Genomic DNA, 15,059 nt, shown 5'->3' with positions numbered 1-15,059 from the left:
CTCCTGCCGTCAAAAAGAACCGAGGCCCGGTCTGGGCCGATCCAGCCTTTCCAGGGGGATCGAGATAGCGCCGTCACGCACAAACCCCGACGGTTTACCGAGTTCGTCGTAACAGACACACTGATCCCCTTCAAACATGAAATCGCCGATATAGCGATGGGTGATCTTGCGCTTGAGGTTCTTTGCGTAGGGTAACCCGAGAAAGTGGCTGACAAATCCCCTGATCACGCCGGCGTGGACCACGACCAGGATAGTCTCATCCTGGTGCTTGGCGGTTAGTGACTCGAAAAAATCAACGCTGCGTGCCTGCATCTGCCTGAAACTCTCGCCGAGAGGATAGACGAAATCAGGGTTCTTCTTGTGCTGGGGAAAGTTTTTTTCCACCCAAGACTTGCTTTTGCGGTACAACGTACCGTAGTTAATCTCGTTCAGCGCCAGTGTATCGTGGATCAGAGGTATACCCCGCTTCCGCGCGTAGAACATCCCCGTCTGACGGGCCCGTTCCAGATAGCTGGTATAGACGGCAGAGAACTGGATGTTGCGTTCGTTCAGAATCGCATCCACATAGGTCAGATCTGCTTCCCAACCTTTGACCGGCGGCGCATCGCACCAACCCATAATCAGGCCTGACGCATTGATGAGAGTCTTATAGTGTCTGACGACGATGGCGCGCATGATTTTGTGTGAATCCGTTTCAGAGACAATGCTCTGATGTGATCATACCCCGCACGTTTCGCAAGACTCAACCTGTAGAGCACCTTTGCGAATGGCGGGATTGAATCGACAAGCGGGTTAGACCTTTAATCTCGTCCACGAAAATCCTCGCGGAGTTTCCATGGCATTTGTATTCTCTACCGGAAATGAAAACTATCGCTATATTGGGTTTTTCCCGAACTATGGCTTCGGCCAATAGCGATACCTGATTAAGACCTTCAGTGCGGGAATAATGGCAACAAGATACAATGGAATCGCCACCACTATGACCCACCTTGTTGTCTCACTGTTTGTCATATCCAGAAATTCATCGAGCGCCACACCCACGAACAAAAGGCCGATCGGAAAGTACATGATATAGACCCCGGAAAGCAGAGACGGAGTAAACGATTTCTTGCTTAGCCGGGTTGTGACCCAGATGGTGAATGCCAGCATAAAACCCACGCCTAATCCAACAATAGCTATCTCCTTGCCCTGGACATCCAGGACGAGAAACAGAGGCTGGAGTCCCCACACAAAGAGTCCCAAAACAAGCGCCACAATCACTCGACGTGCATCAAGATACTTGCCCAATAATGCCAAACCCACCACATACAAGGAAGCAACAGCCATGACCAAAATGATATCATTATTGTCATTACCGACTATCGAAAGATGGCCCGTCACGTACATCACCAGAAAGAGGACTAGCTGAGGGCAGATTACGGCGGTGAAATAGAGCAGTAGCACTGCCTGATTGGCCAGGATGGTGGTGGCCTTGACTGGCATCCTCGACTGTCGGATGGCCCAGATAGCAGGCAGAATGGTGAACGCGGTAATTATGCCGAGGATGCCAAAAACCCCACTATCGGCAGCCTTGTCCAACAGGTCTCCAATATCCTCTCCCCTCGTTACAAGATATGCAGCCCCAAATACGATTCCCAACATCAGGATTCCATAGAGCAAAAACAGCAAAAGGAATGAGTGCAACCCTGCAGACCATACCAGGGGTTTGCGGATCCGCAGATAACGGTCGACGCGCCCAATGAGCCGGGGGTAGGGTAAGCGAAGACGGGGCAACCCAAAGCGTCTCTCGCTCATTCCCAGCCGCCGATTTCGAATACTCAAAGGAAGCACCAACAAGGTGAGCATCCCGGCGACGAAGAAGCTGAGAAAAATATAAAAAGGAATAGACGCAAGAGTCCGTTCAAAATAGTCACCGCTTCCCGCTCTGAACGCCTTTGCTGCATAAATGCTCTTTAACACATCGCCCAGAGGCAGAGGAGGCGCCTCATCATCGTAGTACCCAACCTGCAGCAGACAGCCTCTATCGTAGCCACAAACTTTGACTCCGTAAGAGAAGCGAAACGCTTCGTCGATTCCGTAGCGCCTGAGGACACTGCGAATCTCCTGTTCGTTGCTCTGGACCACCTCTCTATCAAGCTCAGGATGACAGCACCAGAATCCGTACCGCTCATGAAAAGCGTACTCCTGGGCAAACTCTCCATCGGGAGTCACATCGGCGATCCGCTGCACCACAGGCAGCGCGAAGGAGAGCGGATTGAGCTGTATCATAAAAAAGCAGGCCATATAGAGGACTGCGGTCAACAGCGTCTTACGCCAACCAAACTCCCCCAGAGGTGAACGAAACTGCTGAAACACCCACAGGGCCAGGACCAGCCAGCCCATGATCTGAAACCAGCCCATCAGGCTTTCAAACTCCATGATGGTAGGCACTGATGTGCGGCTGACGGGATAGAGCCATCCCAGCACATAGAGCACCAGATTGGCCAGGATCAGGGAGAACCAAACGAAGTAGTGCACCCGGGTACGCCAGATAAGCGGGCGGTGCAACAGCAGCCGACGGTCCAGACTGCGCAGGAAAGAGGGGATCACCAGTCGAAGCAATGGCTGCAACAGGCGATTTAGGCCTTTGCGCCGTGGCTTGGGGCTGATGTCGTTCTGTGCCGCGGCCATGACCTGCTAATGGAACAATTGTTTGATGGAACGGCTGATATCGCGGAAATACTCCACTTCCACTCCCTCGCTCAGCAAGAGCTGCAACAGCTCGCGATGGGTTACCTCCAGCGGTACGGTAATGACGTAGGCGACACCACTGTGCTGGATCTGATGCAGATTCAAGCTGCGCAGGTAGCCGCGCAGTTCCTGCTCTTCACAGTCCGTGCCCAGTTCGTAGGTATTGAAGCGCCGTTGCTCCCCCATCTGTTCGACCAGTCCATTGAATTTCACCCGCCCCCGTTCCAGGAACAGGATGCGGTCGGCAATGGCCTCGACCTCGTGCAGGTGTTGGGAGGAGATCAGCACAGACATCGGGTATCGCAGCCCGTCGGCCAGGTTGCGCAGGTCCTTGAGCACCACCTGTTGGGCCTTGAAATCGAGATTGGCCAGCGGCTCATCGATGATCAGCAGTCTGGGCCGCCACACCAAGGCACGGGCAAGGGCGAAACGCAATTTAAAACCACCGGAGAGTTCGGACCAGCACTTCTCCAGATGCTCCCCCAGTCCCAGGCGTTCGACGATGAAACCCACCTCACGCAGGTTGTCTTCACCGAGAATCCCGTGGATGGCCGCCTCGTACTGGAGATTTTCCTCCAGGGTGCCATATACCTTGGGGAGTTCCTGAGGCACGTAGGCAATTTCCTCCTTGACCTTGACCCAGTCGATGCCTTTTTTCGTGTTACTCTCCTGCTTCAACAGCGGGAAGGCCATACTGCCCTGGTCGTGGAGCAGGTCCCCGGCGACCAGACGAAACAGGGTAGTCTTGCCGTTGCCGTTCTCCCCCACCACCCCGGTGATCTCGCCAAGCCGAAGCTTCAGCTCGATACCCCGCAGCCGGAACCCGGACTTGGGGTAGGCCTTACCCAGGTTCTCGCTGCCAAACACCACGTCCCGCTGCGGAGCCATATCCTGGTATCGCTGCTCGGCCTGCTCGATGGCCCGGTCCAGCGACTCGGCTCCGGTACCATTCCTGAAGTCCTCGACGATGTCGCCGACAAGGTCCAGCATCTCGTCGAGCACCCGCCTACGCTGCTCGTCGCCGGGGGCCTTGGTGTAATTCAGTCGGAGGATCAGCGCAGAGTGGCGCAACCTGCTATCGAGCGCGTATGTGTTAGCGAATCCCATCAGTAAGGTACTGCCCTCCTTCGGGTCCGCCTCAATACCCAAGCAGAGTTCCGCGGCGACCTGCTCAATCTCCTGGTTCATATCGTTATTACTCATGCGATGACGCCGTCCATGAGTGCAAGCGCCTGATAGAGCAGCTTGTTGCGGCGCTGTTCGATCTCGTCGAAGGCGGTCGTCCCACGCCGCTCAGCCTTGTTCAGCCGGTTATAGCTGGCACTAATAACAATCACTTCATTGAGGTCGTCCGCGTTGTCGCGGGAGAAGTCGCGCACGAAGTCCATCAGCCGCTTGATCGCCTCGCTGATGTTGTCGTCGGCGAACAACAGTTGGATCTGCTGGTGCCGTTGCGATAGGTCGTTTGTCGAAGCCATGTCCAGGATGCGTAACTCAGTGTTCCTGTTCTGTGTCTGTCAGATCCGGTATGCGCAACTGAAGGTGCGGGTCCACCGGCGGGATGCCCCGACTGGTGATCTTTCCCGTCCTCTGTTTTGGCATAACGGATTGGAACATATCAAACGCTCTCTTCCCCTTGCTCTCTGGCTTTGATGGCGGTGAGAAGCCGTGGCAGGTTTTCAGCCCACATCGGCTCCCGGAGATCGAGAACCAGCGAGTTACGCAGCCGGTCAAGAACCTTTCCAAGATTGTTCCTGAGCTCGAACAGTCGGGTTTTTTGCCGGTTAAGGTCACTGGTGTCGAGGTGCTTCTCGATGTAGACAGGAAAAAGGGCGTCGATCTCACCAATCTTGGCGTCGATCTGCTCAGTGGCGGTCACCCGGAAGCCGATATCCAGAAAGGCCTCATCAAGATAGCCTGCGATGAGCTTATGCCCCCCATTCAATGCCTCGCCGTAGAGACTGAGGACACTCTCCATACCGACCCAAGGAGAGAGCAGGCTATTGCCGGAGACGATGGACAACACCACATCGCTTTCTGCCACCACCCGAAGGATAAAGGCCTCGACATCCTCTCCCGGCCGGATGTTCTTGCTGTCGATACACACCGGGATACCCTCGGACTCCAGCGCGGCGCTGATCCTGCCTGCCACACCCAAGTCCGCGTGACTGTAGGAGATGAACACCGTGGGGACGGATGCCAAAGTCCGGTGCGCAGCCAAACCGGCCGGAGGTAATGGCTCGGACTGCTCCCCGGCGAACCATTCACCAAGCAGGTCGAGCAACGCATAGCGCACCCGGTTACGGGTTTGCTCCTCCCTGGAAGCATCGATCAAACCCCGCCGCCGCTCCTTAGTCACCTTGGCGAGCGCCGCCTGGTGCTGGATCAGCTCCTGCTCGACCTCAGCATCCGAGCCAGCCAACGCGCCCCGAAACTCACTCAATGCCGCCTCGACCTTGTCGGCCGCGATCAGTTTCTCGATTTGTTGGTGGGCGTCTTCCAATTTTGTAATCCTTTAAGGCGATATACACCTCTGCCATATAGCTCAGTCAGGAAGATTGTTTTCCCGAGTATAGGCAGCGAGCAGTAGCTGTACAAGGCAACAGTCACTTCCCTTAAACGGGACAGCGCATTCAAAACCCAAAAAAAGACCCAAGCAGTGATCCCTTTGAAAACACTCAAAAAAAAGAGGTATAACGCTGGCCTGACGGTCTATATCCCCATGAGATCGATCAACTCCTGGCTGGTGATAACGTGGCAGTAGATCATGTTGAGAATCTCCAACTCATGCCTGTGGAGTTCATCCGTCCCAGCTGCGCAACAGTCCTCAACCAGAATCACATTGAAGCTCTCATCCGCCAGACTGCGCACTGTTGAAGAGATACACTGATCGGTAAAGATCCCGGTAAGCACTACATTTCTGATCCCCATGTTTTGAAGTACCAGACGCAGGTTTGTCCCGGTAAGCGCACTGTCAGTGGTTTTGGTGACGACAATCTCTCCTTCATGTGGTGCCAGCTCGGGAACAATCTGGGAGTCGTCCCTACCCTTCGGCATCATCAGGTAGTTCCAGCCCGGTTTTTTCTGGCTTAGGGAACGGTCTCGCCCATCCTCCAGCAGACAGGCGATACGGGCATGGAGCACGTCTATTCCATGTTGCCGAAAACAGTTTTGCAGATTGGCTGTCGCTGGGATAACGATCTCATGCATACGCTTGAAGAAGGGCGCCCAGCGACGTTTCTCCTTCGGGTTATCCGACGGTGTCAGGTAGGCATTCTGAACATCGATACTCAGCAGTGCGGTTTCGGCTGCGGGAAGAGACAAATCCGGCGGCTCCGGCGCGCCATCGTAGTAGAAGGAACGGTAGGCGGTTTTCCAGTTCATTGGCATCTCCTACGGCCTGACCCTAGCATCAATTGTGCTTAATCAAGGCAGGCAACATCGATTACTGCAAGATAACAGGTCTTATCTTTAATGCTCAATAAAAACGATGGACGCAGCAATAACCGCCGATAGCGCTCAGATGGGCCGCAATACCGGTTCTCAGACTCTGCCCGCTCAAAGCCATGTGCCGGGAGGCTGGCCTATCTGGGTCGGCATTTTTTCGGAGATGACAGAGTTTGCGATGATGTTCGTCATCTACTTCATCGCCAAGTCGCACTATCCGGAACTGTTCAATGAAGGTCCCACAAAACTCAATACGCTGGCGGGCGTACTCAACACACTGGTTCTACTCACCAGCAGCTATTGTGTCGCCAAATCGATGCAGGCCATCAGGCGGGACGACACAACCGCCTGTGTGCGCTGGCTGTGGCTAGCGATCATCGCCGGCGCCGCCTATCTGCTGATAAAGACCTGGGAGTACCACTGGAACGAAACCATGGGTATCTCGAAAGATACCAACACCTTCTTCACCGTCTACTACTACACCACCTTCAACCATATGCTGCATGTCGGCTGGGGCAGCGCCGCGGTGTTATGGGCAATTTTCGGTGTGAAACGTGGCAGTTTCACAGCGCAGAGTCATGGGGGTCTGGAGGCGGTCGCCGTCTACTGGCATATGATCGATCTTGCCTGGATCGTCATCTTTCCACTGCTCTACGTCTTGCGCTAGGAGGGCTGTTCATGTTCGCCAACAAAAGCATCGACTTCATCTGGACACAGCTCATGCTACTGACGCTGCTCAGTGCCTTTATCGCGGAAACCGCCGATACGGGGCTGGCGGTTATTATCATCGTCGCAGTAACCATCGGCTACAAAGGACGCATGATCGTTGATCACTTCATGGAGCTCATCAACGCCAACCGCTATATCCGCATTTCCATGCGACTCTATTTCTATGTCATTCCGCTGATGATTGTGCTGGCCTATCTGTTTCCAGAGGCTATTGTTCGCATGACGACATTGCAGTAAGGAAGCGGAATGACTCGGTTATTGTCATTTCGACCGTAGGGAGAAATCTCATACCCCCGATAGCGAGTAAGCACTCCGCTGCTTGAGATCTCTCCCTACGGTCGAGATGACAGGTTTCTCTATTCGTTCAGAGGGTTCTTAAACGCCCCCGGTGTGGACCACTTCATAGTAGAGCTTTTCCAGCTCATGTTTGTGAATGGTCTCCTCCCGCGCCAGAAAAATAAACAGGTCGTGGATAACGCCGGATTCGGTGCTCTCTGCCAGGGCCGTATACTGATCCATCGCCGCCTGTTCTCTGCCTAACGCATATTGCAGCACTGTCTGATCATCCGGATTTTCACCGAGATCCGGCAGTTGGATGCAATCTGAAAAACGGCTGTCACTCACCGGCACGGCAACCGCACGCTCTATCTCATTCTCGATCGAAGGGTTTGCCGCCAGTTCATTGAACAAGTCAAAATGCCCCTGCTCCTCTGCCGCCAGCTCCTCCACCAGATAACGAATGCGCTTGCTCACATTGGGGATCAGCGCGGTATAAAAATCCCGGGCGGTGCGTTCGAACTCAGTCGCCACTTCAAGGATCTCTTTGAGACTCTTTTTCGACTGCAGACGATCGTAATCGCTTTGATGGCCCTCCCCTTCATGACTCATGATCTGTCTCCTGTTGGCCAAGAACAGCCTCTATGCTGGCCGCCACCCGATGGCCATCAGCCACCGCATGTACCACATCCGGACCGTTCACACAGTCACCTGCGGCCCAAAGCCAGGTCTCCGAGGTTCGGCCTGCCTCATCAACCTGGAGCCGGCCACGATTCCACTCAAGCCGCTCGGTCAATTCATCACCCAGCAGACTGACATCCGACATCTGGCCGATCGCCTCGATCACCATCTCCCCTTCGTGAAGCTGCTCGTCGCTTTCATCGTAGGATGGCGCAAAGCGGTGTTGTTCATCGAAGATTGATAATACCTTCCAGGTTCGCAGACCGATCAGCCTGCCCTTTTCATCGATTTCACAGGCCTGGGGACCGCGGCTGTCGAGAATCTCTACCCCCTCTTCGATCGACTCCTTTATCTCCACCGGGTCGGCGAGAAAATGATCCCGGTCCTCCAGCGCAGTCAGGGTAATTCTGCTCTCTCCATACTGCTGCCGTTGCAGCCGCACCAGGCTGCGGGCAATATCCATCGCGACATTACCGCCGCCGATCACCACCACTGAGCGGGGCACATCAAAAGCCTCATCCGCTGCAATCCTGCGCAACAGATCCACCGCCTTGGTAACCTGCCCATGTTCCGAACCGGGAATGCGGGTGGAGCGGCCGAGTTGCATGCCGAGCGCCAACAACACAGCATCATTATCCTGTTGCAGTTGTGACAACTCGATATCAACACCGATACGGGTGTTGTATTCGATGGTAACGCCCATCGCGGTAATGACGTCCACATCCTGGTCGAGTTTGTCGAAAGGCAGCCGGTACTCGGGAATACCATAGCGCGTCATGCCACCCGCCTCTGCCTGAGCCTCGTAGACGGTTACCTGATGTCCAAGTTTCACCAGATCGAAAGCTGCGGTAAGACCGGCGGGCCCAGCGCCAATGATGGCAATCTGCTTCCCGCTCAGGTAGTCCACCTTCTCCTGTGCCGCAATCGCCTTCACCGTTTCGTGATCGACAGAATCCATGGCAAACCGTTTGAGCCAGCGAATCGCTACAGGGTCACCGCGCCGACCTATCGAACAGGCCGTCTCGCAACGGTGGGTACAGATCCGTCCACAGACATGGGAGAAGGGATTGGTGCGATAGATCTGCCGCACCGCCTCCTCCATATCCTGCTGCCAGATGGCGCGAATATACTCAGGCGCATGCATGTGCGTCGGGCAGGCATCGTGGCACATGCCGCACTGCACACAACGGGAGGCCTCCGCCACCGCCTGCTCAAGGCTATATCCATCGACGATCTCATCGAAGTTATCACTGCGTTGATCCGCACTGCGCTCCTCCATCTCACCCCGATCCAAGTCAAGCAGATCGGAGTCGGCAACCTTGCGCCAGCCATAACCGTAGAATTTTTTATGGATTCCATTGGGATCGGGCAGAATAAAGTAGCTGTCGATCTCCTCCTGGGTGCAGGTATGCACATACTCTCTGGAGAGAGAGATGGAACCGGCGGGGCAGATGTCGACACAGAGGGCGCACCAGCAGCAGCGGCCATAGTCGATGGCTGGACGCTGGTTGCGCACCCCCTTGTCCGGATCAGAGGGTAGACCCGGGATTTCGATCATGCTGATGGCGGCGTTATCGCAGACCTTCTGACAGGAACTGCAACCTATGCAGAGTTCCCAGTCGTTGAGATGAAAACCGCGGTAACTGAGAGAGGCAAGACGCGGCTCCAGTGGTTCGGTGACCGCCTTGCGGGCGAAGAACTGCAGGCTCTTCAGCGGATTGAGAATACTGCCCTTCTCTTTGTAGTCGATGTCGCTCATCAGCGATCCACCTCCGGCGGACAGGCATCGAGTGAAAACATGATCTGCGCCACGTCCTCCAATCGCGCGCCCACCGCCAGTTGCTCCAGCACCTGCACGGCGTGCATCGATGACGGCCCACGCACATGTACCCGATGGGGCTTGTCGCCACCATCGGAGACCACGTAGTAACCCAACTCGCCTTTTGATGACTCGACCCGGGTATAGGTCTCGCCCGCAGGAACATTCCATGCCAGGGGATTGGGAATCTGAGTGCGAACAGGGCCGCCAACCGAAGGCAGTTTTTCCACCACCTGACGCACAATATGGATGCTCTGTTTCAACTCCTGACGCCGCACCAGGGTGCGCGCCCAGGCATCTCCCGGCGCCTCCGTTGGGATATCGAAATCTATCTGATCGTAGACAAGGTAGGGATCGTCGCGGCGCACATCGAAGGCCAGTCCGGTGGCGCGCAGATTCGGCCCGGTGACCCCCCACTCCAGTGCCTGCTGCTGATTCATCGGGCCGGTATCCCTGGCTCGGTCGACAAAGACCTGGTTGGTAAAGAAGAGGTTGTCGTAGTCAGGCAGGCGGGACTCGATATAGTCCATGGTGCGACTCACCCGGTCGAGGAACCCTGCCGGCATATCCCGACGCACCCCACCCGGGATATTGTAGATGTGGTAGACGCGCCCACCGGTCCACTCCTCGAAAAGGTCGAGTACCTGATCCCGGTCGGCCACCCCCCAATACATGGTGGTGTACATGCCGGTAGTCGCCGCGTGGCCACCGAAGGTGAACAGGTGTGCGGCGATACGCGACAGTTCAAGCTGCAACACCCGCAACCACTGCGCGCGCTCCGGCACCTCCATGTCAGTCAATGCCTCCACCGCCATGGAGTAACAGACCTCCATCGGTACGGGATCCGGGACACAGATGCGGGGCACCAGGGCAATATTCTGAATCCACAACCGCCCCTCCATCAGCTTTTCAAAACCGCGATGCAGGTAACCCCCATCGGCACGGGCGGCGACAACCACATCACCGTGCAGTTTTACCTTCAGGGCATAGTTGCCCTCGATGCCCGGATGGTTGGGTCCGAAGTTGAGTTCATACTCATTGCTTGGCGGATGACTTATCGCCTGATAGTTTTCCGGCCTCATGGTTTTTTCTGCCTCGCCTCTTCAGGCGTTTTGACGATCCCGCCCCCCTGCTCGGTGATCTCTTTCAACCAATCCGGCTGATAGTCTTTCCACTCGAAGGTCTCGTTCACCCAAGCCTCGGCATCGAACTCCTTGCGCATCGGCGGCGGGCCGTTCCACTCGGTAAGGATAAATTTGCTCATGTCCGGACTGCCTTCGAAGTAGACGCCAAACATCTCGTGGATGTCCCGTTCGAAGAAGGCGGCAGGTTGGTAGAGATCGAACACCGACACGTAGACGCCAGGTTCCCGTGCGATACGGATATGCGCCGAAACCAGTGACTGTGACTCGTAGGACCAGAGCTGATAGACCAGTTCGAACTGACCGTCATCGATCCAGTCGACGCAGGTAATGGCGGAAAGGTGCACATATCCGGCCCGTCCCCGCAGCAGTTCCAACAGGGTCGGCAGGGAGTCGGCAGCTATATCGATCCGCACGCGCCGGGAGTCCTTACGGCGAATCTCGACCCCTTCTATCTCCTGCAGCAGATTATCCAGCCAGGGGGTGACCTTTTTACTCATGAGACTCCCCCTTCTTCTCTAGAGAACCACCGATCTGAAAGAAGGTCTGCTGCGGCTCAAGCGGTTTCTGGCATTGTTGTAGCAGGCGGGTGTGTTCACCCTCTGTTCCCGGTTCGGCAAGATCGTAATGAGACGCTTCGCCGATCACATCGGCAGGGGTTTGCCAATCATCACCAAAGAGGTGCTGCTGATTGCCCAGATACCAATCGTAACGCCGATAGTAGTCTTTCCAGCCATCCGCCTCACCGCTGCGGATTCGATCCATCAGCTTACGCATTCCCTCCAACACCGCCTCCGGGCGCGGCATACAGCCCGCAATATAGAGATCCACCGGGAGGTACTGATCGAGCTGTTTGGCGGTGGCGTAACTCTGCCAGTACATGCCCCCATTGACGGTACAGGAGCAGATACCGATGACATATTTTGGCGAACCCATCTGCTCGTAGGTCAAAATCACCCGCTTCAGGGTCTTGATGGAGACATACCCGGTAATCAGCAGGATATCTGCCTGCCTCGGCGTCACCATCGGCTGGATACCCAACCGCTCCATATCGAAGCGGGATGTCATGGCAGGGGGCAGTTCGATGGCGCCACAACCGGTGCAGTAGTGCAGCATGAACATGGAGCGGGAACGACAGAAGCGCACCAGTTCATCGAACACCCTGGCGAGGGGATTCGTGCGACTCTGGTCTACCGGCGCTTCGATTGGATTATCTATCTCTTTCATACTTTTCATCCGAGCAACAACCCTAATGCGATTTTTTGTCGCGTTCGATGCGGTTCGTATCACTCACCACATCCTACGAGTTATGCACTTCTCCAAAACGGGTCTGGTATCTCCTGCTGTGGGCGTATGCGGCCATGGATGGCCGCATCGAGCTTACAGGGATGTATTCATAGCGTCCCACAGCAGGAGATACCAGACCCACACACGGGTTAACCGGGCGTTTATTTTCAATGCATCACAAACGCCAGTCCAAGCAAGCCGATCATCACCGGCCACTTCCACATCAGACGGATCATCTGTTCCGTCTTGTAACGGGGAAACAGAAACGCCACCGTCATGGGAATGGCCACCACCGCAAAAACCTTGATCAGGAAGAAGAGCCAATTCTCTCCGCCGCCGAGAAACAGCGACACATACAACACACCAGCGGTATAGAGCTGAAAGCACTGCATCACAAAAAGACCGCCCAGGTATTTACCGCTCATCTCCACCATTGGACCAGTGGCGATCTCCGCCGGGGCGATATAGATCTCAAAAGGCTGCTTGCCTAACATGCCCTGCAGGGCAAACAGTCCGGCTATAGCCAGCAGCGGCATCGCTATCGCCCCCCATCCCGCAACCCCACCTGCCTGTTGTATCGCAATGATGTCGACCAGATTGGTGGTGCCGAAATACCAGGCCACGCCGAAAACCACGATGACAAACGGCACATCGTAGGCAAGCATCGCCGTCAACGCCCGGGCAATACCGATGGAGCCGTTGGGATTGGCACACTGGCCCACGCCGAGCGCCAGACCCAGCGAGGGGATCATCATCACGTAGACCAGGGTCACCAGGCCGCCTTTGTCAGCGATGCCGTCCATGCCCGGCACCGGCAGCAGGGTCTCCGCCGCCACATATCCACCCACGGCCATGACAATACCGATATCGTGCATCCAGCCATGGGAGATCTGGGTCTTTTTGCCGTAGAGTTTTACGATGTCATAGAGCGGCTGCATCATAGGTGGACCAACCCGACGTTGCAGTTTGGCGCCAATCCTGCGCAGCATCAGCACCATAAAGAGACCGACAACAAAGGCTACCAACGGCATCAAAACCAGTTCCATCAGCAGGGTTTGAATACTCATCACAGCAATACCCAGGTCAGTGTTGCAACGACAGTGACCAGCAGATAGATGGAGGGATGCCGCGCGCCGTAAAGCCGTTGCATAAGACTCGCGGCGATTCCCAGCAGGGATCCCAGGGTCGACTCAAGCCAGACGAAACTCCCCCGATACCAGGGTCTTATCAGGTGCATCAGGCCAGCATAGAAATTGTCGCTGTAGTGGTAGCGGGTTTCGGCCGTCAGAAAGTGTCCACCCGCATAGTTGTCCAGTTGATGGACCTGCCGGGTGCGACCGCCGGAGTAGAAGAGCAGCGCACCAATACCGAAACCGGCAAACAACACCCCCACCACCCAGAGCATATCCAGGGAACCACTTGCCAGCTCGACACCGCCAAGCGTGTTCTCAACCACCGGCAGGCCGACAGCCGACTGCACCAGCGCCACCCAATCCAAAACCAGGCCCGGTGCCACGCCGGTCGCGAAGATCAGCAACATGAGAATAATCATCGGTGCCACCATGCTCCAGGGCGCCTCGCGCACTTCAACATGTTCCACCCGCAACTGTCCCAGAAACGTGTTATGAATCAGCTTGTAGACCGACAGGATAGTGCCCAGGGTGCCGATTATCGCCCCCAGGAAGAGCAGAGGCTCGCCTTCAATCATCAATGAGCGATAGACGAACCACTTGGAGACAAAGCCATTCATCGGCGGTAACCCGGCCAGCCCGATAATGCCCACCAACATGGCAAAAAAGGAGATCGGCATGCGGGTGATCAATCCACCAAGCTTGTTCAGGTCAGCAGTCCCCGTACGAAACATCACGGCAAATACCGCGAAAAAGAGCACGGCCTGATTGGTCGCATAGTTGAAGACGTGCAGCAACCCGCCGGCACTACCCAGGGCATCCCCCAACACCACCCCAAGCAGCATGTAGCCGCCCTGGCCGATGCCGTGCCAGGCAAGCAGGTAGCGGGCATCGGTCTGGCGCAGCGCGGTATAGGTCGGCAGGATAATGGTCAGCACTGCAATCCAGGCCCAGAGGTCGCGCATATCAAGAAAGGTGAAGGGGATCGTCAACTCACTCAACCGTGCCAAACCGATCAACTGCACCAGCACCAGGATGATGGCGTAGAGCCCCATGCGGGCAGAGATGGCGCCGAAGAAGGCAGCCCCCGGTCCCGGCGTCTCGGCATACGCCGCCGCCTGCCAAAGATGGAGCGGCAACAGTCCCATCTTGACCGCAAAACCTGAGCCAAACAGCGCCACCAGTAGCCAGACCTGTGCTTGGGATAATTGCGGCATCACATCGATGATCTGTGCGTACTGCAGGCCACCAGCATGGGACCAGAGCAGAACGATTCCCGCCAGGATCGCCATTGCGCCACTCATGGCGTAGGTGATGTAGCGCATAGCTGCCTGAATCGCGCGGCCACCCGCCACGGTCATCAAAAGAAAACTGGCCCAACTGACCAACTCCCAGCCGATGAATAGCGCCAGCAGATCACCGCTACCCAACAGGATCAGCATGGAAAAGACATTCGCTGCCAAGGCAACATGCAACAGCCAGAGATTGCCGCCACGCCGGCGAAAACGCTCTCCCCACTTACCGCTGGCGTACCAGCTGCTGAGAAGGCCTGCGCCCAGAGTGATAACTGCAAAAAACCAGGATAGGGCGTCGAAACGCCAACTCATCTGCAAGCCGAACAGCTCAACCTGCAACGAGAAAGTCACAATCGCGCCATCGGCGATCCGATCCGCCATCTTCGCCAGAAACAGCAACTGCCCACCGTAAAACACAGTGGCAACCTTGCCCGCGTAACTGAAGCGTCCCAATACCAGCATCAGCACCAGAGTCAGGCCGGAGAAGAGCAGCAGTTCATCCAATGGCGTCACAGCAAACCCC

At 56.0% G+C, this 15,059-nt stretch carries 15 protein-coding genes; 2 read left to right on the top strand and 13 right to left on the bottom strand.

The window, feature by feature from the left end; all coding sequences use genetic code 11:
- Positions 1 to 9: 9 nt before the first annotated feature.
- The 6 genes from HPY30_11040 to HPY30_11015 all read right to left on the bottom strand — a co-directional run bounded on the left by HPY30_11040 (position 10) and on the right by HPY30_11015 (position 6,114).
- Entirely contained in the window at positions 10 to 675 is a 666-nt protein-coding gene (locus HPY30_11040) for a histidine phosphatase family protein (protein ID QYZ66482.1), read from the bottom strand.
- Between the two features lie 219 nt (positions 676 to 894).
- Complete coding sequence (locus HPY30_11035) at positions 895 to 2,670, bottom strand: hypothetical protein (protein ID QYZ66481.1); 1,776 nt, start codon at positions 2,668 to 2,670, stop codon at positions 895 to 897.
- Positions 2,671 to 2,676: 6 nt separating this feature from the next.
- Positions 2,677 to 3,933, bottom strand: coding sequence for an ABC transporter ATP-binding protein (locus HPY30_11030; GenBank protein QYZ66480.1), 1,257 nt, complete (start codon positions 3,931 to 3,933; stop codon positions 2,677 to 2,679).
- Positions 3,930 to 4,160, bottom strand: coding sequence for a hypothetical protein (locus tag HPY30_11025; GenBank protein QYZ66479.1), 231 nt, complete (start codon positions 4,158 to 4,160; stop codon positions 3,930 to 3,932). Before HPY30_11025 ends, HPY30_11030 begins: the two co-directional genes overlap by 4 nt.
- Before the next feature lie 188 nt (positions 4,161 to 4,348).
- The gene (locus tag HPY30_11020) at positions 4,349 to 5,233 is read right to left on the bottom strand and encodes a toll/interleukin-1 receptor domain-containing protein (protein QYZ66478.1); all 885 of its coding nucleotides are present in this window, start codon (positions 5,231 to 5,233) and stop codon (positions 4,349 to 4,351) included.
- Between the two features lie 209 nt (positions 5,234 to 5,442).
- The gene (locus HPY30_11015) at positions 5,443 to 6,114 is read right to left on the bottom strand and encodes a cysteine hydrolase (protein QYZ66477.1); all 672 of its coding nucleotides are present in this window, start codon (positions 6,112 to 6,114) and stop codon (positions 5,443 to 5,445) included.
- A gap of 139 nt (positions 6,115 to 6,253) precedes the next feature.
- Here HPY30_11015 and HPY30_11010 point away from each other — a divergent pair, with 139 nt between their 5' ends.
- Entirely contained in the window at positions 6,254 to 6,844 is a 591-nt protein-coding gene (locus HPY30_11010) for a cytochrome c oxidase subunit 3 family protein (protein ID QYZ68005.1), read from the top strand.
- Positions 6,845 to 6,855: 11 nt separating this feature from the next.
- On the top strand, positions 6,856 to 7,143 hold the full coding sequence (locus HPY30_11005) for a cytochrome C oxidase subunit IV family protein (GenBank protein ID QYZ66476.1): 288 nt from the start codon (positions 6,856 to 6,858) through the stop codon (positions 7,141 to 7,143).
- A 138-nt stretch (positions 7,144 to 7,281) separates the two neighbouring features.
- Here HPY30_11005 and HPY30_11000 read toward each other — a convergent pair whose 3' ends face one another.
- The 7 genes from HPY30_11000 to HPY30_10970 all read right to left on the bottom strand — a co-directional run bounded on the left by HPY30_11000 (position 7,282) and on the right by HPY30_10970 (position 14,998).
- The gene (locus HPY30_11000; protein ID QYZ66475.1) at positions 7,282 to 7,794 is read right to left on the bottom strand and encodes a ferritin family protein; all 513 of its coding nucleotides are present in this window, start codon (positions 7,792 to 7,794) and stop codon (positions 7,282 to 7,284) included.
- Positions 7,784 to 9,622 (bottom strand): FAD-dependent oxidoreductase, encoded by a 1,839-nt coding sequence (locus HPY30_10995; GenBank protein ID QYZ66474.1) that lies wholly within the window; start codon positions 9,620 to 9,622, stop codon positions 7,784 to 7,786. Before HPY30_10995 ends, HPY30_11000 begins: the two co-directional genes overlap by 11 nt.
- Complete coding sequence (locus HPY30_10990; protein QYZ66473.1) at positions 9,622 to 10,764, bottom strand: NADH-quinone oxidoreductase subunit D; 1,143 nt, start codon at positions 10,762 to 10,764, stop codon at positions 9,622 to 9,624. The genes HPY30_10995 and HPY30_10990 overlap by 1 nt, the downstream gene beginning before the upstream one ends.
- Positions 10,761 to 11,324: an NADH-quinone oxidoreductase subunit C gene (locus tag HPY30_10985; protein QYZ66472.1), complete on the bottom strand. Its 564-nt coding sequence runs from the start codon at positions 11,322 to 11,324 to the stop codon at positions 10,761 to 10,763. The genes HPY30_10990 and HPY30_10985 overlap by 4 nt, the downstream gene beginning before the upstream one ends.
- On the bottom strand, positions 11,317 to 12,051 hold the full coding sequence (gene nuoB / locus HPY30_10980) for an NADH-quinone oxidoreductase subunit NuoB (GenBank protein ID QYZ66471.1): 735 nt from the start codon (positions 12,049 to 12,051) through the stop codon (positions 11,317 to 11,319). The genes HPY30_10985 and nuoB overlap by 8 nt, the downstream gene beginning before the upstream one ends.
- Positions 12,052 to 12,278: 227 nt before the next feature.
- Positions 12,279 to 13,178, bottom strand: a complete 900-nt coding sequence (locus HPY30_10975) for an NADH-quinone oxidoreductase subunit H (protein ID QYZ66470.1) — start codon at positions 13,176 to 13,178, stop codon at positions 12,279 to 12,281.
- Positions 13,178 to 14,998, bottom strand: coding sequence for an NADH dehydrogenase subunit (locus HPY30_10970; protein QYZ68004.1), 1,821 nt, complete (start codon positions 14,996 to 14,998; stop codon positions 13,178 to 13,180). The genes HPY30_10975 and HPY30_10970 overlap by 1 nt, the downstream gene beginning before the upstream one ends.
- Positions 14,999 to 15,059: the final 61 nt, after the last annotated feature.

This window comes from Gammaproteobacteria bacterium (ex Lamellibrachia satsuma), assembly GCA_019623805.1.
In the GTDB taxonomy this organism is placed as follows: Bacteria; Pseudomonadota; Gammaproteobacteria; order Chromatiales; family Chromatiaceae; genus QGON01.
The sequence above is the reverse complement of the archived record's forward strand: the minus strand, read 5'-3'. Positions and strand labels throughout refer to the sequence as shown.